Origin of the sequence: Streptomyces sp. NPDC013187 (assembly GCF_042899705.1) — a bacterium.
In the GTDB taxonomy this organism is placed as follows: Bacteria; Actinomycetota; Actinomycetes; order Streptomycetales; family Streptomycetaceae; genus Streptomyces; species Streptomyces hawaiiensis_A.
On sequence record NZ_JBIBAF010000006.1, the window covers coordinates 128,654 to 147,705 of the forward strand.

18 protein-coding genes are annotated in these 19,052 nt (G+C 70.1%); 2 read left to right on the top strand and 16 right to left on the bottom strand.

Features of this window, described 5'->3' with window-relative positions:
• Nucleotides 1-55: 55 nt before the first annotated feature.
• The 16 genes from ACFY5B_RS14040 to ACFY5B_RS14115 all read right to left on the bottom strand — a co-directional run bounded on the left by ACFY5B_RS14040 (nt 56) and on the right by ACFY5B_RS14115 (nt 16,672).
• Nucleotides 56-907, bottom strand: a complete 852-nt coding sequence (locus tag ACFY5B_RS14040) for a Pro-rich N-terminal domain-containing protein (RefSeq protein WP_389968686.1) — start codon at nt 905-907, stop codon at nt 56-58.
• A gap of 163 nt (nt 908-1,070) precedes the next feature.
• Nucleotides 1,071-2,162: a 3-dehydroquinate synthase gene (gene aroB, locus ACFY5B_RS14045; RefSeq protein WP_389968688.1), complete on the bottom strand. Its 1,092-nt coding sequence runs from the start codon at nt 2,160-2,162 to the stop codon at nt 1,071-1,073.
• A complete protein-coding gene (locus ACFY5B_RS14050; RefSeq protein WP_389968690.1) occupies nt 2,159-2,674 on the bottom strand; it encodes a shikimate kinase in 516 nt (171 codons plus the stop codon). The genes aroB and ACFY5B_RS14050 overlap by 4 nt, the downstream gene beginning before the upstream one ends.
• Nucleotides 2,671-3,855 (bottom strand): chorismate synthase, encoded by a 1,185-nt coding sequence (gene aroC / locus ACFY5B_RS14055; RefSeq protein ID WP_389968692.1) that lies wholly within the window; start codon nt 3,853-3,855, stop codon nt 2,671-2,673. The genes ACFY5B_RS14050 and aroC overlap by 4 nt, the downstream gene beginning before the upstream one ends.
• Before the next feature lie 141 nt (nt 3,856-3,996).
• Nucleotides 3,997-4,413, bottom strand: a complete 417-nt coding sequence (locus ACFY5B_RS14060; protein ID WP_389968694.1) for a hypothetical protein — start codon at nt 4,411-4,413, stop codon at nt 3,997-3,999.
• Between the two features lie 51 nt (nt 4,414-4,464).
• A complete protein-coding gene (locus ACFY5B_RS14065; RefSeq protein WP_389968696.1) occupies nt 4,465-5,304 on the bottom strand; it encodes a shikimate dehydrogenase in 840 nt (279 codons plus the stop codon).
• On the bottom strand, nt 5,285-7,021 hold the full coding sequence (mltG, locus tag ACFY5B_RS14070) for an endolytic transglycosylase MltG (protein WP_389968698.1): 1,737 nt from the start codon (nt 7,019-7,021) through the stop codon (nt 5,285-5,287). The genes ACFY5B_RS14065 and mltG overlap by 20 nt, the downstream gene beginning before the upstream one ends.
• 121 nt (nt 7,022-7,142) lie before the next feature.
• Nucleotides 7,143-7,607, bottom strand: coding sequence for a Holliday junction resolvase RuvX (gene ruvX / locus ACFY5B_RS14075; RefSeq protein WP_389968700.1), 465 nt, complete (start codon nt 7,605-7,607; stop codon nt 7,143-7,145).
• Between the two features lie 17 nt (nt 7,608-7,624).
• The gene (gene alaS / locus ACFY5B_RS14080) at nt 7,625-10,297 is read right to left on the bottom strand and encodes an alanine--tRNA ligase (RefSeq protein ID WP_389968702.1); all 2,673 of its coding nucleotides are present in this window, start codon (nt 10,295-10,297) and stop codon (nt 7,625-7,627) included.
• A complete protein-coding gene (locus ACFY5B_RS14085; RefSeq protein WP_389968704.1) occupies nt 10,297-10,662 on the bottom strand; it encodes a hypothetical protein in 366 nt (121 codons plus the stop codon). The genes alaS and ACFY5B_RS14085 overlap by 1 nt, the downstream gene beginning before the upstream one ends.
• Before the next feature lie 9 nt (nt 10,663-10,671).
• Nucleotides 10,672-11,112 (bottom strand): DUF948 domain-containing protein, encoded by a 441-nt coding sequence (locus tag ACFY5B_RS14090; protein WP_104778781.1) that lies wholly within the window; start codon nt 11,110-11,112, stop codon nt 10,672-10,674.
• A gap of 261 nt (nt 11,113-11,373) precedes the next feature.
• Entirely contained in the window at nt 11,374-11,988 is a 615-nt protein-coding gene (gene rpsD / locus ACFY5B_RS14095) for a 30S ribosomal protein S4 (RefSeq protein ID WP_053668303.1), read from the bottom strand.
• Between the two features lie 305 nt (nt 11,989-12,293).
• Nucleotides 12,294-13,646 (bottom strand): replication-associated recombination protein A, encoded by a 1,353-nt coding sequence (locus ACFY5B_RS14100; RefSeq protein WP_389968707.1) that lies wholly within the window; start codon nt 13,644-13,646, stop codon nt 12,294-12,296.
• 57 nt (nt 13,647-13,703) lie between these two features.
• On the bottom strand, nt 13,704-14,360 hold the full coding sequence (locus tag ACFY5B_RS14105) for a vitamin K epoxide reductase family protein (RefSeq protein WP_389968709.1): 657 nt from the start codon (nt 14,358-14,360) through the stop codon (nt 13,704-13,706).
• A gap of 330 nt (nt 14,361-14,690) precedes the next feature.
• Nucleotides 14,691-15,953 carry a histidine--tRNA ligase gene (gene hisS / locus ACFY5B_RS14110; RefSeq protein WP_389968711.1) on the bottom strand — a complete coding sequence of 421 codons (1,263 nt, stop codon included), beginning with the start codon at nt 15,951-15,953 and terminating at the stop codon, nt 14,691-14,693.
• Between the two features lie 11 nt (nt 15,954-15,964).
• Nucleotides 15,965-16,672 (bottom strand): MBL fold metallo-hydrolase, encoded by a 708-nt coding sequence (locus ACFY5B_RS14115; RefSeq protein ID WP_389968713.1) that lies wholly within the window; start codon nt 16,670-16,672, stop codon nt 15,965-15,967.
• A gap of 167 nt (nt 16,673-16,839) precedes the next feature.
• Between ACFY5B_RS14115 and ACFY5B_RS14120 the strand changes: the two genes are divergently transcribed.
• Both ACFY5B_RS14120 and ACFY5B_RS14125 read left to right on the top strand, forming a co-directional pair.
• On the top strand, nt 16,840-17,685 hold the full coding sequence (locus tag ACFY5B_RS14120) for a peptidylprolyl isomerase (RefSeq protein ID WP_389968715.1): 846 nt from the start codon (nt 16,840-16,842) through the stop codon (nt 17,683-17,685).
• A 136-nt stretch (nt 17,686-17,821) separates the two neighbouring features.
• Complete coding sequence (locus ACFY5B_RS14125) at nt 17,822-19,051, top strand: DUF349 domain-containing protein (protein WP_389968717.1); 1,230 nt, start codon at nt 17,822-17,824, stop codon at nt 19,049-19,051.
• Nucleotide 19,052 lies beyond the last annotated feature (1 nt).

A 19,052-nucleotide genomic window follows, 5' to 3' on the forward strand; every position in this document is an offset into this window, starting at 1 on the left:
TGAGGGCTTGGCGCGCAGTTCCCCGCGCCCCTGAAGGGCGCTTACCTGAGGGCGCTCACCATTGGGGTGGGCTGGCGATGGAGCGGGCCAGGACGTCGTCCAGGATTCTCGCCGTCTCCGGGACGTCCAGCTGGGAGTTGTCGATGATCGGCAGACCGGATCCGTACCAGCCGGCCATGCGGCCGTGGATGCGGGCGACCTCTTCGTCCGACAGCCGTCGGTTGCCGGAGCGCTCCGCGTTGCGTTCGAGGACGATGTCCAGCCCGGGCAGGAGGACGACCGGCAGCAGGCCCGGTCCGACGTGGCGCTTCCAGCCGCCGAGGCCGACGACCGGGCGGTCGGGGAAGACCGCGTCGTCGAGGATGCACGAGATGCCGTTGGCCAGGAAGTTCCGCGCGGCGAAGCCGCAGGTGCGGCGGGCCAGGCGGTACTGCGCCTCGGAGTTGTCGTTCCACCCGGACTGGGGGTCGGCGAAGCCGGAGCGGACCCACTCGCGTACGTCGTCGAGGCTGATGTGGGCCGTGGGGACCCGGCGGTGGTCCGCCCAGTATTTGGCGACGCTGGTCTTGCCCGCGCCCGCGGGACCGATGAGCAGCACCGCGAGTGTCGTACCGGCGGGATCGGGAACCGTCGCGGCGGCCGGGGCCATGGGCATGGCGACGGGGCCGCCGGGCGGCAGTGGCACATGGCCGGTGGTCTCGGGCGCCGACGGGGCACAAGAGGAGGCCGGCCCGGGCGGGGGCGCCGGATATCCCGGCGCCGGGGGCGGCGGGGGCACGGGCACCGAGCCCTGGTGGGCGCCCGCGTTCGGCGGGCCAGGATGATGTGCGGCCGGCGACCAGCCCGTGGCCGGTCCGTGCCCCGGCTGATGGGGCGGCGGCAGCGGAGAACCCACTGCGTGCTGCATCCGGTGCCACTCCGTCTCGTACAGGCGATGGGCGCTGACAGGGGGTGGAATCCCCTTGCTACCGAACGGTACCGCCCCCGGTCGTCGATGTGTGAACGGCCGGGGGCGGCTCGAAGTGCCCGGCTCCGTAAGGTGAATTCGGGCGGAAGGCGCGCCGGAGGACTTACTGCCCGACTTCGCCGTACGCGGCGAGCAGTACGGCCGGGTCGGGTCCCTCCAGGACGGTGGGCTTGGCCAGGCCGTCGAGGACGATGAAGCGCAGCAGGTTGCCGCGGGACTTCTTGTCGACCTTCATGGTCTCCAGCAGCTTGGGCCACTGGTCGTACCGGTAGTGCAGGGGCAGTCCGACCGCTTCGAGGATCGTGCGGTGGCGGTCGGCCGTCGCGTCGTCCAGCCGGCCCGCCAGGCGCCCCAGTTCGGCGGCGAAGTGCATGCCGACCGAGACCGCCGCGCCGTGGCGCCACTTGTAGCGCTCGTTCTTCTCGATGGCGTGGCCGAGCGTGTGGCCGTAGTTGAGGATCTCGCGCAGGCCCGACTCCTTCAGGTCCGACGACACGACTTCGGCCTTGACCCGGATGGAGCGCTCGATGAGCTCGGCGGTGTGCGGGCCGGCCGGGGTGCGGGCGGCCTCGGTGTCGGACTCGATGAGGTCGAGGATCACCGGGTCGGCGATGAACCCGGCCTTGATGACCTCGGCCAGGCCGGAGACGTAGTCGTTGACCGGCAGGGAGTCCAGCGCGGACAGGTCGCAGAGCACACCGGCGGGCGGATGGAAGGCGCCGACGAGGTTCTTGCCCTCGGCGGTGTTGATGCCGGTCTTGCCGCCGACGGCAGCGTCCACCATGGCGAGCACGGTGGTGGGAATCGCGATCCAGCGCACTCCGCGCAGCCAGGTGGCGGCCACGAACCCGGCGAGGTCCGTGGTCGCGCCGCCGCCGACGCCGACGACGACGTCCGTGCGCGTGAACCCGGACTGGCCGAGGGCCTTCCAGCAGTAGGCGGCGACCTCGGCGGTCTTGGCCTCCTCCGCGTTGGGCACCTGGATGGCGATGGCCTCGTAGCCCTGCTCGGCCAGGTCGGCGCGCAGCGCGTCACCGGTCTCGGCCAGCGCCTCGGGGTGGAGAATCGCGACCCGCTGGGCCTTCTCGCCGATCAGCCCGCCGAGTTCACCCAGCAACTGCCGGCCCACCAGGACCTCGTACGGGTCGGTGCCCGCCGTGCCGCCGACCTGGATCCGGGTGACTGCCTCGCTCATGCTTCCTTCAACTCCAGTGCGTCCAGGGCTGCTTCGGTGACCTCTTCGGGCGTACGGCCGTCGGTGGCGACCACGGCCGTGGCGACCTCTTCGTACAGGTGGCGGCGGGCCTCCATCAGCTCGCGCCACTGCTTGCGCGGGTTGACCGCGAGCAGGGGACGCGCCGCGTTGAGGCCGGTGCGCTTGACCGCCTCCTCGACGTCCATGGACAGGTACGCCACCCGCTGCCCGGCGAGCAGCGCGCGCGTGTCGGCGTCGAGGATCGCGCCGCCGCCCAGGGCCAGGACGCCGTCGTGCTCGGCGAGCGCCCGGTGCACGGCCGCCTTCTCGATCGCGCGGAAGGCGGGCTCGCCCTCGTCGACGAAGATCTCGGCGACGGTCCTGCCCTGATCGGCCACGATGTCGTCGTCGGTGTCCCGGTAGGAGAGCCCGAGCCGCTCGGCCAGCAGCTGCCCGACGGTGGACTTGCCCACGCCCATCGGGCCGACCAGGACGACCAGCGGGCCGCTCATCGGATGGCGAGGTTGTCGAGGTACGACGTCACGTTGCGGCGGGTCTCGGCCACCGAGTCGCCGCCGAACTTCTCCGCGACCGCGTCCGCGAGCACCAGGGCCACCATGGCCTCCGCGACGATGCCGGCGGCCGGGACCGCGGACACGTCGGAGCGCTGGTGGTGCGCCTGCGCCGCCTCGCCGGTGGTGACGTCCACGGTCTGCAGGGCGCGCGGCACGGTCGCGATCGGCTTCATCGCGGCACGGACGCGCAGCAGTTCACCGGTGGTCAGACCGCCCTCGGTGCCGCCCGAGCGGCCGGAGGTGCGCCGGATGCCGTCGTCGGTCTTCACGATCTCGTCGTGCGCCTTGGAGCCGGGCACCCGGGCCAGTTCGAACCCGTCGCCGATCTCGACACCCTTGATGGCCTGGATGCCCATGAGGGCACCGGCGAGCCGGGCGTCCAGCTTGCGGTCCCAGTGCACGTGGGAACCGAGGCCGACGGGCACGCCGTAGGCCAGGATCTCGACCACGCCGCCGAGGGTGTCACCGTCCTTGTGGGCCTGGTCGATCTCGGCGACCATCGCCTTCGAGGCGTCGGCGTCCAGGCAGCGCACGGGGTCGGCGTCCAGCTTCTCGACGTCGGCCGGGGTCGGGTACACGCCCTTCGGCGCCTTCGCCGCCGCCAGCTCCACCACGTGCGAGACGATCTCGACGCCGGTGGTCTCCTTCAGGTACGAGCGGGCCACCGCGCCCAGTGCCACGCGTGCGGCCGTCTCCCGCGCGGAGGCGCGCTCCAGGATCGGCCGGGCCTCGTCGAAGCCGTACTTCTGCATGCCCGCGAGGTCGGCGTGGCCGGGGCGCGGGCGGGTCAGCGGGGCGTTGCGTGCGAGCCCGTCGAGGATCTCCGGGTCGACCGGGTCGGCGGCCATGACCTGTTCCCACTTGGGCCACTCGGTGTTGCCCACCATGATCGCGACGGGGGAGCCGAGGGAGAGGCCGTGCCGGACGCCGCCGAGGAAGGTGACCTCGTCGCGCTCGAACTTCATCCGGGCACCGCGCCCATAGCCCAGGCGCCGCCTCGCGAGATGGTCCGCCACCATGTCCGTGGTGATCGGCACGCCGGCGGGAAGGCCCTCCAGCGTCGCCACGAGTGCGGGACCGTGGGACTCCCCCGCGGTAAGCCAGCGCAACCTGCTCAACGGTGCTCCTCAGTGCTCGCGCTCTGGTACTGCCCTGCGTACGCGCCTCGTCGCGTACGGCGACGGCGTGCCCGGGTGCGCGGCCCGGTCCGCCATCTCCGATCCTCCCACGCCGGGGCCGCTTGCCCGGCGGCCGGTCCATCAAGCGGACGCGTTCGCGGACGGGCCGTCGCCCTGACGCTGCTGCGGCGCGTACGCCCCGAGGAAGTCGGCACCGCTCGGCTGCTGCGCGGGCTCGGCCTGCCGCTGCGGGGCGTACGCCCCCAGGTGGTCGGCCCCGCTGCCCTGCTGCTGGGCCGGCCGCGTCTGCTCCGGCGCGTACTGCCCCAGGTAGTCCGCGCCGCGCCCCTGCCCGTACTGCGCGGCGGCGTGGACCGGCTGCCCGTTGCGGACGGCGCGCCGGTAGGCGATCTTGCGCTTGATCTTGACGCCCCAGGACGCCACGACGGCGAGCACGATCAGGGCGAGCACCGTGATCTGCACCCAGTCGGGCAGGAATCCGAGCAGGGACTCGAATATCTGGGACTTGACGGACGCCTGAGGCAGGCCTGCGGACATGACGGACGTTCCCCTCCCCTGTTCCGCCCCCTGCGGAACCGAGAGCGGATCTTATCGGTCGGCGAGAGCCCGCTCGCCCGCTTTTCGCATGGCGTCCAAGGGTGCCGGGGCCAGTCCCGTCATCTGCTCGACCTGGAGCACGGCCTGGTGCACCAGCAGGTCGAGACCGCTGACGACGGCACCGCCGTACGCCGACCAGCGGGCGGCGAGGTCGGTCGGCCAGGGGTCGTAGAGGACGTCGAAGAGAGCCGCCGGGCGTTCCGGTACGGACCGGGCGAGGGCGTCGGTGGCCCCGGCCGGCGTGGTGCTGATCACGAGCGGGGCGCGCAGGGCCTGCTCGGCGTCCGCCCAGTCGGCGATGCGGACGGCGACGTCGAGCCGCTCGGCCCACTGCCGCATCTCGGCGGCCCGGGCCTCGCTGCGCACGTACACGGCGATCTCGCCCGGGCAGACCCGGGACAGCGCGGCCAGCGCGGAGGAAGCGGTGGCACCGGCACCGAGGACGGCGGCGGAGTCGACCTGCTCGATGCCGTGTTCGCGCAGCGCCGCGACGATGCCGGGGATGTCGGTGTTGTCGCCGATGCGGCGGCCGTCCTCGGTGAACACGACGGTGTTGACCGCCTCCACCGAGGCGGCGGTCTCACTGACCTCGTCCAGCAGCGGGATGACGGCCCGCTTCAACGGCATGGTCAGCGACAGCCCGGCCCACTCGGGCCCGAGTGCCTCGATGAAGGCGGGCAGCTTCGCTTCGTCGATCTCGAAGCGGTCGTACGACCAGTCACTCAGCCCCAGTTCCGCATACGCCGCGCGGTGCAGCACCGGGGAGAGGGAGTGGGCGATGGGGCTGCCGAGCACTCCGGCACGGCGGGCGTCAGTTGCCTGTGCTGGCATCGAACTTCCTCTTGAGCTTCTGGAACTGCGCGTAGTCCTTGGCGAACTCGGTCTTGTGCACACCGTCGGTCGCCACGAAGTAGATCCAGCCGTCCTTCGTCGGATTCAGGGCCGCCCGCAACGCGACGTCCCCGGGGTTGTCGATCGGACCCGGCGGCAGGCCCTTGTTGGTGTACGTGTTGTACGGGTCCTTGTTGCTGTTGATCTCGGACTCGCTGATGTGAATGTTGCTCTCGTTCTTCAGGTAATTGAAGGTCGAGTCGAACTGAAGCAGCTGGTTGGTCTCCGTGTTGGTCGGCTTGAGGCGGTTGTAGACCACCTCGGCCATCTTTCGGAAGTCGTCGTGCGTCTTGCCTTCGGCCTGGACGAGGCTCGCGACGGTGATCAGCTGCCACGGGTTGTCGAGCCCGAGGCTTTCGGCCTTCTTCTCGACGCCGGCCTTCTCGTACGTCGCGGTGGCCCGAGCCACCATCTGCTTGAGCACGGCCTCGGGCTTCTGCCCCTTGCTGACGCCGTAGCTGGACGGGTAGAGGAATCCTTCCAGCGGGTCCTTGACGTTCGGATGATTCAGCGCCCAGGCGGGCAGGCCCAGCTTCTTGTAGTCCTTCTCGGCGACCGCGGCGGTGGTGCCTTCCTTGACCTTGAGGCGCTTGTCGATGAGCCGGTAGACGTCGGCATTGCGCTTGCCTTCGGCGATGATCAGGTTGTCGCGGCTCTTCGGACTGAGCATCAGTTCGACCGCGCTCGCGGCCGACATTTGCTTCTGCAGCGTGTAGACGCCGTCTTGGATGCCCTTGCCGTCCGGGTTGCTTTCCTGGGCCGCGACGAACGCGTCGACGCTCTTGACGACTCCCGCGTCCTTCAGCACCTGGCCGATCTTGTATCCGAGGGCGCCCTCGGGGATCTCGACCGTCACCTGCTGCCCGTTGCCCCCACCCGCGAAGTCCGGGGCGTCGCCGAAACGGTCCTGGTAGAACTGGTAGCCGAAGTATCCGGCGCCTGCCAGGCCGCCGCCGAGGATCACCGCGACCAGCAGGCAGGCCATGCCGTTGCGGCTCTTCTTCTTCGGTTTCCCGCCGCCGCGTCCGCGCTTGTCGTCGCGACCGCGACGGCCCTCCGGCTCCTCGCCGTCGTCATCGTCGCCGCCCGCGAAGAAAGCGTGTTCGCCCTGGTCGGGCCCGGGGTCCCAGTCGGTGGCCGGTTCCTGAGCGGGTTCTTGGGCGGGCTCTGCCCCACGCCGACCGGGCGGCTCCGGGGACGGATACGCCTCAGGCGCGCCGTAGTAGTCCTGCCGGCCCCCGTCGTACGCGCCGGCCTGCTGCCCGTACGGATCCTGGGGATCAGCGGAGTACGAGACCTGCTGGTGGGGATCGTTGGCCCAGCCGCCGGTGTCGTACTGCTGCTGGTGGTAGCCCTGAGCCTGCTGATGTCCGTGGTCCTGCTGCCCGGGGTACTGCTGGTGCCCGTGGGCCTGTGCCGCGTACTGCTGCTGGTCGTACGGGTACTGCTGCTGCGCCTGACCGTATCCGGCCTGGTCACCGGTGCCCCAGTCGCCGTACTGCGGCTGCTGCGGCTGCTCTGGATAGTGCTGCGGCTGGCCGCCGTAGGGGGACTGCTGACCCTGATGGGCCTGCTGCCCGCCCCATCCGCCGTCCCCGTACAACGGGTCCTCCGGATGCCACGGTTCGGAGCCTTGGCCCCGGCCATACTCAGTCATCGATCCCCTAGAGCCGCGAGGCGGCGGTCGCGCGGCTTCCGGCCCGGCTCCCGTCCCGCCTCTTGCTGTGCGGCGGCTGTTCGAACGCCGTCGCATCGCGCGGAACGTTACCGTATCGCGATCAGATGACCACTTCGACGCCTTCGCCGGGTGCTTTACCTGACATCCGTTCGGATTCGAGCGCCTGTTGCAGGATGATCACGGCCGCGGCCTGGTCGATGACGGACCGGCCCTTCTTGGATTTCACGCCCGAGGCGCGCAGTCCCTGACTGGCCGTCACCGTCGTCATGCGTTCGTCGACGAGTCTCACCGGAATCGGGGAGATCATGCGGGCCAGTTCCTGGGTGAAGCCCCGGACCTTGACCGCGGCCGGGCCCTCGCCCCCCTTGAGGGAGCGCGGGAGACCGACCACGACCTCCAAGGGCTCGTACTCCTCGACGAGTTGCTTCAACCGCCGCTGAGCTGCGGGGATGTCACGCCCCGGGACCGTCTCCACCGGGGTGGCGAGGATCCCGTCGGGGTCGCACGAGGCGACCCCGATGCGGGCGTCCCCGACGTCGATCGCGAGTCGACGTCCTCTGCGCATACTGTCCGACCCGTCTCTTACTTGGCCGTCTCGGTGACCAGGCGCTCCACAGCGTCCACGGCGTCACCGATGGCGGCCGGGTTCTGGCCGCCGCCCTGGGCGACGTCCGGCTTGCCGCCACCGCCACCGCCGAGGGTCTTGGCAGCCGTACGGACCAGTTCGCCGGCCTTCAGGCCTCGCTCCCGGGCGGCCTCGTTGGTGGCGATGACCGTGAGCGGCTTGCCGTTCGCCACCGTGAACAGGGCGACGACGACGGCCCGCCCGCCCTGGATGCGTCCGCGCACGTCGAGGACGAGCTTGCGCAGGTCGTCGGCGCTCGTGCCGTCCGGGACCTGACCGGTCACGACAGCAACGCCACGGATGTCCTTGGCGGACTCGGCGAGGCCGGCGGCGGCCTGCAGGACCTTCTCGGCACGGAACTTCTCGATCTCCTTCTCGGCGTCCTTCAGCTTGCCGAGCATGGCGGAGACCTTCTCCGGGAGCTCCTCGGGGCGGCCCTTGATCAGCTCCTGGAGCTGGGCGACTACCGTGTGCTCACGGGCGAGGAAGTTGTAGGCGTCCACGCCGACCAGGGCCTCGATACGGCGCACACCCGAGCCGATGGAGGACTCGCCGAGCAGCTTCACCAGGCCGAGCTGGGCGGTGTTGTGCACGTGGGTGCCGCCGCACAGCTCCTTGGAGAAGTCGCCGATGGTCACGACGCGCACGCGCTCGCCGTACTTCTCGCCGAACTCGGCGATGGCGCCCTGCTTCTTGGCCTCGTCGATGCCCATGACGTCGGCCCGGACGTCGAGGTCGCGGGCGAGCACCTCGTTGATCTTCTGCTCGACGTCGGTCATCACGGCCGTCGGAACGGCCGACGGGGAGCCGAAGTCGAACCGGAAGCGGCCGGGCTGGTTCTCGGAACCGGCCTGGGCGGCCGTCGGGCCGAGGGCGTCGCGCAGGGCCTGGTGCGTCAGGTGGGTGGCCGAGTGGGCGCGGGCGATGGCCTTGCGGCGGCGGTCGTCGATCGAGGCGTGGGCCTTGGCGCCGACGGTGACCTCGCCGACCTGGACGACGCCCTTGTGGACGTAGACCCCCGGGACCGGCTTCTGGCAGTCGCGGATCTCGATGACGGCACCGGTGTCGACCTTGATGCGGCCGGTGTCGCCGATCTGGCCGCCGCCCTCGGCGTAGAAGGGGGTGCGGTCGAGGACGATCTCGACCTCGTCGCCCTCGGTGGCGGCCGGGGAGGAGGTGCCGTCGACGAGGATGCCGACGATCGTGGACTCGCTCTCGGTGTCGGTGTAGCCGATGAAGTCGGTGGCACCGGCCTGGTCAGCGATCTCACGGTAGGCGCCGGCGCCGGCGTGTCCGGTCTTCTTGGCCTGGGCGTCGGCCTTGGCGCGTTCCCGCTGCTCCTTCATCAGGCGGCGGAAGCCGTCCTCGTCCACGGACAGGCCCTGCTCGGCGGCCATCTCCAGGGTGAGGTCGATCGGGAAGCCCCAGGTGTCGTGGAGCAGGAAGGCCTTGTCGCCGGGCAGGACGGTGCCGCCGGCGGCCTTGGTGTCGGTGACGGCCGTGTCGAGGATGTTGGTGCCGGCCTTCAGCGTCTTGAGGAAGGCGTTCTCCTCGGCGAGGGCGACCTTCTCGATGCGCTCGCGGTCGGTGATGAGCTCGGGGTACTGCTGGCCCATCATCTCGATCACGGTGTCGATCAGGTCCTTCACGACCGGACCGGTGGCACCGAGCAGGCGCATGTTGCGGATGGCGCGGCGCATGATGCGGCGCAGCACGTAGCCGCGGCCCTCGTTGCCGGGGGTGACGCCGTCGCCGATGAGCATCACGGAGGTGCGCATGTGGTCGGTGACCACGCGCAGGGAGACGTCCGAGCCGTGGGCGTCGCCGTAGCGGACGCCGGTCAGCTCGGTGGCCTTGTTGATGACGGCCATCGAGGTGTCGATCTCGTACATGTTCTGCACGCCCTGCAGAATCATGGCGAGGCGTTCGAGGCCGAGGCCGGTGTCGATGTTCTTGCTGGGCAGTTCGCCGAGGATCTCGAAGTTGTCCTTGCCGATGCCCTCGCCCCGCTCGTACTGCATGAAGACGAGGTTCCAGATCTCCACGTAGCGCTCGTCGTTGACGGCGGGGCCACCCTCGACGCCGAACTCGGGGCCGCGGTCGTAGTTGATCTCGGAACAGGGGCCGCAGGGGCCGGGGACACCCATGGACCAGTAGTTGTCCTTCATGCCGAGGCGCTGGATGCGCTCCTTCGGCACACCGACGACCTCGTGCCAGATGCGCTCGGCCTCGTCGTCGTCCTTGTAGACGGTGATCCACAGGCGCTCGGGGTCGAGGCCGTAACCGCCCTTGTCCTGGGCGCTGGTGAGCAGCTCCCAGGCGTGCTTGATGGCGCCTTCCTTGAAGTAGTCGCCGAAGGAGAAGTTTCCGCACATCTGGAAGAACGTGCCGTGCCGCGTGGTCTTGCCGACCTCTTCGATGTCGGGCGTGCGCACGCACTTCTGCACGCTGGTGGCGCGCGCGAAGGGCGGCTTGACCTCACCCAGGAAGTAGGGCTTGAAGGGCACCATGCCGGCCGGGACGAGGAGCAGAGTCGGGTCGTCCGCGATGAGCGACGCCGAAGGGACGACGGTGTGACCGCGCTCCTCGAAGAAGCTCAACCAGCGGCGGCGAATCTCAGCCGACTCCATCAGTGGTCCTCATTCCGGTTGTACGGGTACGTCTGGTACGTCGTCTGGTGCTTCGAACCGTCGACGTACTTGGGGTTGTTGCGGTTCTCGATGGCGATGTGCCGCCGGGGGGCCGGGAGTTCGGGATTCTCGTTGATCCCGAGGGCATCGCCGAGTTCGGCCTCCCGCACGGCCATGTTGTCCCGGACGTCGAGCGCGAAGCCGACCGCGCGGTCCTTGATGCGGTGACCGGCCTCGATCGCCTTGTTCCCGGCGGTTCTGGCCAGGCTTTCGGGGGTCAGCTGCTTCAGCTTGCGATTGACCTTGGTGGTGGCCCACACACCGGCGGCGACGCCCGTGGTGAACCAGAAGGTGCGGCGGAACATCGCTGGCTCTCAGTCCCTCTTCCCTCGGGCGCTGCGCCGGGTGACCGTGCGGCCCACGATCACGGTACGCCTGGACGCCTTGGCGGGCACGTCCTCCTTGCCGCCGCCGAGGGCCCGGCGCACGCCGTAGCCGAAGGCCGCGACCTTGACCAGGGGGCCGCCGAAGGTGGAGGCGACGGTGGTCGACAGCGCGGAGGCGTTCGACGTGACCTCCTGGACGTCGGAGGCGATCGAGTCGACCCGGTCGATCTGGGTCTGCGCGGAGCGCACCGCCGCGGAGGCGTCGGCCAGCAGCGGGACGGCCTGGTCGGTCACGTCCGCCACGAGCTTGGTGGTCGCCTTGAGCGTCTGGGCCACCCTCGCCAGCGCGACGGCGAGGAAGGAGACCAGGATCGCCCAGAAGACGGCCACCAGGATTCCGGCAACCTCTCCACCGGACACTGTGTGCACCCGCTCCCTGAAACGTGCCTGAACATCGAAAAAGTCGTGCGACGAGCCTATCGCGCCGGGGGTGGGGCTCCGTACCGGATTACCCCCTGGCGCCGGGCCGATCGCGAAAGCCCGCACCGGATCGCCCTCCGGCGCCGGGCCGATCGCGAAAGCCCGCACCGGATCACCCTCCGGCGCCGGGCCGATCGCGAAAGCCCGCCGCCTCGCCCGCCCGGAGGGGCGGGGAGACGGCGGGCTGGGGTACCGCGTGCCTGCCGTGGATCAGCGGGCGTAGTACTCGACGACGAGCTGCTCGTCGCAGATCACCGGGATCTCCTTGCGGTTCGGCTCGCGGTCCAGGCGGAACGCCAGGGCCTTGAGGTTCACCTGGAGGTAGCGCGGGGTCTCACCGTCGGGGGCGAAGCCACCCTCACGAGCGATCGTGAAGAGGGTCTTCTCCTTGGAGCGCTCGCGGACCTGCACGACGTCGTCCGGACGGACACGGAAGGAGGGCTTGTCGACCTTCTTGCCGTTGACCGCGATGTGGCCGTGGACGACCATCTGGCGGGCCTGGTAGATCGTGCGGGCGATGCCCGAACGCAGAACCAGGGCGTCGAGACGACGCTCCAGCTCGATGATCAGGGCCTCACCGGTCTTGCCCTGGACCTTGGAAGCACGGTCGTAGGCGCGGACGAGCTGGCGCTCGGACACGTCGTACTGCGCGCGCAGACGCTGCTTCTCGAGCAGACGGACCTTGTAGTCCGAGTTCTGCTTGCGGCCGCGGCCGTGCTCACCCGGCGGGTAGGGGCGGGCCTCGAAGTACTTGACGGCCTTCGGGGTCAGCGCGATGCCGAGGGCACGCGACTTCTTGACCTTGGGGCGGGACTGGTTCGCCACTGTTTTTCGCTTTCGTTGTATCGGCTTGTCAGGGTTGTGGGAGGTCGCATCCGCAGCCGGGGAAACCCGCCTGGAACCCTGTCGGGCCCGGGTGGGCAGCCGCTCCCCTGGTCTGGGCACATACGTGCAGCACGCGAGTGGCCCACCGACCGCTCCCGTCACAGGACGGGTGGTGGTGGGCTGCCCGCGACACCGTTCGACGGTGCGCGACGCTCCTGGAGCCGATCCCGGAGGACCGGTGCTCCGGCCGACTGTCCCGTTCTGACTGCACGGGACGCGGCACTCCGGACGAGTTTACAGGGTGCTCAGGACCGCTTTCGACCGAGGTTCTTCCGGGTCCACTCCACGGCGTCCGCGTAGCGGGCCTCCGCGCCGTGCCGGGTCGGCTCGTAGTACTCGCGGTTCTTCAGCTCGTCCGGGGCGTACTGCTGGGCCGCGATGCCCTCGGGCAGATCGTGCGGGTAGACGTAGCCCTGGCCGTGGCCGAGCTTGGTCGCGCCCTTGTAGTGGCTGTCGCGCAGGTGGGCGGGCACGGGTCCGGCGTGGCCCTTGCGGACGTCCTCCAGGGCGGCGCCGATCGCGGTGGTCGCGGCGTTGGACTTGGGCGCCAGGGCGAGGGCGATGGTGGCGTGGCTGAGGGTGAGGGCCGCCTCGGGGAAGCCGATCATGGCTACGGCCTGGGCGGCGGCGACCGCCGTCTGCAGGGCGGTCGGGTCGGCCAGGCCGATGTCCTCGCTGGCGGAGATCATCAGGCGCCGGGCGATGAAGCGGGGGTCCTCGCCGGCCTCGATCATGCGGGCCAGGTAGTGCAGGGCAGCGTCGACGTCGGAGCCGCGGATGGACTTGATCAGGGCGCTCGCCACGTCGTAGTGCTGGTCGCCGTCGCGGTCGTACTTCACGGCGGCCCGGTCGACCGTCTCCTCCAGGGTCGTCAGGCCGACCTCCGCCTCGCCCTTGTCGAGGGCTGCTCCGGCGGCCGCCTCCAGGGCGGTCAGGGCGCGGCGGGCGTCGCCGCCGGCGATGCGCAGGAGGTGGCTCTCGGTCTCCTCGGGGAGGGTGACGGCGCCCCCCAGGCCCCGCTCGTCGGTGAGGGCGCGCCGGATGAGGGCCCTGATGTCGTCGTCCGTGAGCGGTTCGAGGGTGAGCAGCAGGGAGCGGGACAGCAGGGGCGAGATCACCGAGAAGTACGGGTTCTCCGTCGTCGCCGCGATGAGCGTCACCCAGCGGTTCTCGACGGCCGGGAGCAGGGAGTCCTGCTGGGCCTTGCTGAAGCGGTGGATCTCGTCGAGGAAGAGGACGGTCTCCTTGCCGTAGCCGCCGGAGGCGCGGCGGGCGCCGTCGATGACCGCGCGGACCTCCTTGACGCCGGCGGTGATCGCCGACAGCTCCACGAAGCGTGCGTCGGTCGCCTTGGAGACGACGTAGGCCAGGGTGGTCTTGCCGGTGCCGGGCGGGCCCCACAGGAGCACCGAGGAGGGCCCGGCCGGGCCGGAGGCCTCCCCCACCAGTCTGCGCAGGGGTGAGCCCGGCTTCAGCAGATGCTGCTGGCCCACGACCTCGTCGAGGGTGCGCGGGCGCATCCGCACCGCCAGGGGGCTGCTGGACGGCTCCTTCTCCTGGCGTTCTTCGGCTGCGGCGGTGAACAGGTCGGGCTCCACGTCAGAAACCCTAAATCACCGCACTGACAGTCCGGCCGGGGCCCGGAACGGACCGGATCAGCTGAGCCAGAAGTCCCACCAGCGGGTCAGGATCAGCATGCCGATGATGCCGATGTGCAGCACTGGCATGACCCACGTGAACTCGCCGAAGAAGCTCTTGAGCCAGCCTGGGGCCGGCAGGAAGCCCTTGCGGATGTTGAACGACGTGACGTACCAGAACATCAGGATCGTGGCGACCCAGGCCAGGCTGCACCACAGGCACAGCGCGTTGATCCGGTACAGCGACTGGAACATCAGCCAGGCGCAGAAGACGACGCCGAAGAGGCAGCCGGCGTTGAAGGTGAGCCAGTACCAGCGCGGGAAGCGGGCGCGGGCGAGCAGCGCCATGCCGACGCCGATGACGATGCCGTAGCAGACGATGCCCAGCATCGGGTTCGGGAAACCGAAGACCGCGGCCTGCTTGCTCTCCATGACGCTGCCGCACGAGACCACGGGGTTGAGGCTGCAGCCGGGCGTGTACGACCTGCCCTCGACCTTGGCCTCGAGGATCTTGAACTTGTCGATCGTGATGACCCACGAGGCGAGCAGTCCGGCCGCGCCGGTGATCACCAGCAGCAGGGCCAGGGCCCGGCTGCCGCCCTCCGCGCGGGGCGCGATCTCGGCGCGCTGCGGCTCGGGCTCCACGGAGACGTCCTTCACTGTCGTCTTGCTCATCACGCCGATTCCGTCACTTGAGACCTGAACATCTTCGGGCAGGGCCATTGTGCCGCACAGGTGCCCGTGTCCACCGTTCAGTGGACATAAGGATGTCGGCCGGGTCGTCCCCGAGGGCTGCATTCCGGCCGAGGCTCGTCGCACGAAGGGGAATCGTCCGGCAGGACGAATCGGCACCCGCGGAGTTGACGGTACGCGCGACCGTGCGTCACTTCGCCGCTCAGCGAGGTGGGCGTGGACGACCGGACGGCGGTGGTGACGAGCGCGACGCGGTTCGCACCGCTGGCACGTGAGGAAGGCGCCGGGAGGCCCGGCGCCTTCCACCGCGTGTCAGCCGAGCCGCGCTTCCAGCTCCGCCACGATCTCGTTCACGCCCACCGCCGTCTGCTCACCGGACTCCATGTCCTTGAGCTGGACGACGCCCTCGGCGAGGTCGCGTTCGCCGGCGACGACCGTGTAGCGGGCACCGCTGCGGTTGGCGTTCTTCATCGCGCCCTTGAGGCCCTTGCCGCCGTAGGAGAAGTCCGCCGCGATGCCGTTCTTGCGCAGCTCCGTGACCTTGGCGAACAGGACCCGGCGGGCCTCCTCGCCGAGCGGGACGGCGAACACGCTGGTGGTGGCGGGCAGTTCGAGCTCGACGCCCTCCGCCTCCAGGGCGAGGACCGTGCGGTCGACGCCGAGGGCCCAGCCGACGGACGGCAGCGCGGGCCCGCCGATCATCTCGGAGAGGCCGTCGTAGCGGCCGCCGCCGCCCACCGCGGACTGCGAGCCGAGGCCGTCGTGGACGAACTCGAAGGTGGTGCGGGTGTAGTAGTCCAGGCCGCGGACCAGCTTCGCGTCGTCCTCGAAGGAGACGCCCGCCGCCGTGATCAGCTCCCGGACCTCCTCGTGGTACGCCTTGCACGCGTCGCACAGGTAGTCGCGCAGCAGCGGCGCGTCCCCCAGCTGCTTCTGGACCGACTCGCGCTTGTCGTCCAGGACGCGCAGCGGGTTGATCTCGGCGCGGCGCAGGGTGTCCTCGTCGAGGTCCAGGCCGCGCAGGAACTCCTGCAGCGCCGACCGGTACACCGGGCGGCACTCCTGGTCGCCCAGGCTGTTGAGCAGGATCCGGAAGTTGCTCAGGCCCAGCGAGCGGTACGCCTGGTCGGCCAGGATGATCAGCTCGGCGTCCAGCGCCGGGTCCTCCGCACCGATCGCCTCGGCACCGACCTGGGAGAAGTGGCGGTAACGGCCCTTCTGGGGACGCTCGTAGCGGTAGTACGAGCCCGAGTACCAGAGCTTGACCGGGAGGTTGCCGGCCTTGTGCAGGTTGGCCTCCAGCGCCGCGCGCAGGACGGAGGCCGTGCCTTCGGGGCGCAGGGCGAGACGGTCGCCGCCCTTGGTCTCGAAGGCGTACATCTCCTTGGTGACGATGTCGGTGGACTCACCGACGCCGCGCGCGAAGAGTTCGACGTTCTCGAAGCCGGGCGTCTCGATGTAGCCGTAGCCGGAGTTGCGCAGCGGAGCGGCGATCGCCTCGCGGACGGCGAGGTACTTGGCGCTGTCCGGCGGGATCAGGTCGTACGTGCCCTTGGGGGCCTTGAAGGTGCTCACGGAAGGTCTCGTCACATTCCTCGTCGGGGAGCCTGAGATGCTCCCTGGCCGGTCGCCACTTGCCGCAGATACGGGTTGGTGGAGCGCTCCTGGCCGATGGTCGTCTGGGGGCCGTGGCCGGACAGCACCACGGTCGAGTCGTCGAGCGGCAGGCACACGCGGGCCAGCGAGTCGAGCATCTCGGCCATGTCGCCGCCGGGCAGGTCGGTGCGTCCGATGGAGCCGGCGAAGAGCAGGTCGCCCGAGAAGAGGATCGGCGGGATGTCCGCCGCCTCGGGCATGCCGAAGGTCACCGACCCCTTGGTATGGCCGGGTGCGTGCGCGACGGACAGCTCCAGGCCCGCCAGCTCCAGCTTCGCCCCGTCGGCCAGCTCCTTGACGTCATCGGGCTCCCCCACGGTCAGCTCGCCGAGCAGCGGCATGCCGATGGAACGGCCGATCCCCTTCTCGGGGTCGCTCATCATGTACCGGTCGTCGGGGTGGATCCAGGCCGGCACGTCGTGCGCGCCGCACACCGGGACGACGGAGGCCACATGGTCGATGTGGCCGTGGGTGAGGACGACGGCGACGGGCTTGAGGCGATGCTTCCTGATCGCTTCCTCGACGCCGTCGGCGGCCTGATGGCCGGGGTCGATGATCACGCACTCCTCACCGGCGGCGGGGGCGACGAGGTAGCAGTTCGTCCCCCAGGCCCCGGCGGGGAACCCGGCAATGAGCACGATCGTCCTTCGTTGTGTCGATACGGGCGGCTACGGCTGCTCACAGAGCCTACCGGCGCTGCCGATTCCTCAGCGAACCCATATACGGTACGGGGCACACGCAGGCGGTCGGCACACAGGACGCAGGCGTACCGGTCGACGTTCGAGACCCATGAGGAGAGAACCCGGTGGTCAGCCAGGAACAGCGGCGGCGTCAGCTCGCCCGGGAGAAGTTCTTGCGGCAGCAGCAGCGACGCACGGACGCGCGACGCAAGGCCCGTATCCGCAACTCCGTGATCGCCTCGGCCCTCGGCGTGATCGTGGTGCTCTCGGTGACGGTCTTCCTGACCAAGCCGTTCGAGGACGACGGCAAGAAGGAGAACGCGAACGCGGAGGTCACCCCGAGCGCCACCCCCAGCAAGGCCCCGGACCCGTGCGAGAAGCCGGCCCCGGGCAAGGTCAAGTCGGAGACCTGGAAGAAGGAACCGGCTTTGACCATCGACGAGTCGGCGAAGCACACGATGAAGCTGGACACCACCTGCGGTGAGATAGACGTCGCGCTGAAGGCGTCGGCGGCGCCGCACACGGTGAACTCGTTCAACTTCCTGCTCGGCAAGGGCTACCTGGACCACAGCAAGTGCCACCGGCTCACCGACCAGGGCATCTACGTCCTGCAGTGCGGCGACCCGAAGGGCACCGGCATGGGCGGACCGGGCTACACCATCCCGGACGAGAACCTCAAGGACAAGAGCCTCAAGGGCGGGATCTACCCGGCGGGCACGGTCGCGATGGCGAACCAGTACAACGCACAGACGAAGCAGGGCCGCAACAGCGGCGGCAGCCAGTTCTTCCTCGTCTACCAGGACAGTCAGCTTCCGCCCGACTACACGCCGTTCGGTACGGTGTCCGAGGCGGGCATGAAGGTCCTGAAGAAGATCGCGGACGCCGGAGCGCAGGCCCCCGACCCCCAGACGGGCAATACGGCGCCCAACGCGACGGTCGTGATCAACAAGGCCACGATCACCAAATCCTGACCCTCAACTGCGTAATTTCGGTCGCGCGGGATGCGGACAGGCCCCCCGCCGGTCGCCTATGTTGGCCGTGACGAAACTGTGGACGATGCCCGGGGGAGCTTCAGGCCCCTCGCAGGCATCATGTGGAGGAGGCGCTGTGAGCAGCGACCCGTGGGGCCGCGTCGACGAGACGGGGACCGTGTACGTGCGTACGGCCGACGGCGAGCAGGTCGTCGGTTCCTGGCAGGCGGGCTCCCCCGAGGAGGCGCTGGCCTATTTCGAGCGCAAGTACGAGGGCCTGGTTGTCGAGATCGGCCTCCTCGAGAAGCGAGTGAAGACCACCGACCTGTCGGCGAAGGACGCCCAGGCCGCCATCGACCACATCCGCGAGCAGGTTGACGCCCACCACGTGGTGGGCGACCTGGACGCCCTGCGGGTCCGGCTGGACAAGCTCGTGGAGCTGGTGGAGGCGCGCCGCGAGGAGCGCAAGGCGCAGCGGGCGAAGCAGTCGGACGAGGCTCGCCACGCCAAGGAGGCGCTGGTCGCCGAGGCGGAGGAGCTGTCGCAGTCGGACCAGTGGCGGGCGGCCGGTGAGCGGCTGCGGGCCCTGGTGGACACCTGGAAGGGCCTGCCGCGCCTGGACCGCAAGTCCGACGACGAGCTGTGGCACCGGTTCTCGCACGCGCGGTCGGCGTTCTCCAAGCGGCGCAAGCAGCACTTCGCGCAGCTGGACGCGCAGCGTGAGGAGGCCCGCAAGACCAAGGAACGGCTGGTCTCCGAGGCCGAGGCGCTGTCGAACTCGACCGACTGGGGCGTGACGGCGGCGCGCTACCGCGAGCTGATGTCCGAGTGGAAGGCCGCGGGCCGCGCTCAGCGGGAGCACGAGGACGACCTGTGGAACCGCTTCCGCGGCGCCCAGGACGTCTTCTTCGCGGCCCGCAGCTCGGTCTTCGCCGAGCGGGACGCCGAGCAGTCGGAGAACCTCAAGCTCAAGGAGGAGCTGGCCGAGGAGGCCGAGAAGCTCCTGCCGATCACGGACCTGAAGGCGGCCCGGGCCGCGTTCCGGAACGTGAACGAGCGCTGGGAGGCCATCGGCCATGTGCCGCGCGACGCCCGGCCCAAGGTCGAGGGCCGTATGCACGCCGTCGAGCGGGCCATCCAGGAGGCCGAGGAGGCCGAGTGGCGCCGGACGAACCCGGAGGCACGCGCGCGTGCCGCGGGTCTGACCGGCCAGCTGCAGGCCGCCGTGGACAAGCTGCGGGGCCAGATCGAACAGGCCCGCGCGCAGGGCAACAACGCCAGGGCCGACAAGCTCCAGCGTGAGCTCGACGGCCGGCAGGCGCTGCTGGACCAGGCGCTGAAGGGCCTGCAGGAGTTCGGCGGCTGAT

Bases quoted from the DNA above. Each gene is read 5' to 3' on its own strand.
- ACFY5B_RS14060 (WP_389968694.1), bottom strand. From the start codon at position 4,413: ATGTCCGCAGGCCTGCCTCAGGCGTCCGTCAAGTCCCAGATATTCGAG.
- ruvX (WP_389968700.1), bottom strand. From the start codon at position 7,607: ATGCGCAGAGGACGTCGACTCGCGATCGACGTCGGGGACGCCCGCATC.
- ACFY5B_RS14065 (WP_389968696.1), bottom strand. From the start codon at position 5,304: ATGCCAGCACAGGCAACTGACGCCCGCCGTGCCGGAGTGCTCGGCAGC.
- ACFY5B_RS14105 (WP_389968709.1), bottom strand. From the start codon at position 14,360: ATGAGCAAGACGACAGTGAAGGACGTCTCCGTGGAGCCCGAGCCGCAG.
- ACFY5B_RS14085 (WP_389968704.1), bottom strand. From the start codon at position 10,662: ATGTTCCGCCGCACCTTCTGGTTCACCACGGGCGTCGCCGCCGGTGTG.
- mltG (WP_389968698.1), bottom strand. From the start codon at position 7,021: ATGACTGAGTATGGCCGGGGCCAAGGCTCCGAACCGTGGCATCCGGAG.
- aroB (WP_389968688.1), bottom strand. From the start codon at position 2,162: ATGAGCGAGGCAGTCACCCGGATCCAGGTCGGCGGCACGGCGGGCACC.
- ACFY5B_RS14040 (WP_389968686.1), bottom strand. From the start codon at position 907: ATGCAGCACGCAGTGGGTTCTCCGCTGCCGCCGCCCCATCAGCCGGGG.
- alaS (WP_389968702.1), bottom strand. From the start codon at position 10,297: ATGGAGTCGGCTGAGATTCGCCGCCGCTGGTTGAGCTTCTTCGAGGAG.
- ACFY5B_RS14050 (WP_389968690.1), bottom strand. From the start codon at position 2,674: ATGAGCGGCCCGCTGGTCGTCCTGGTCGGCCCGATGGGCGTGGGCAAG.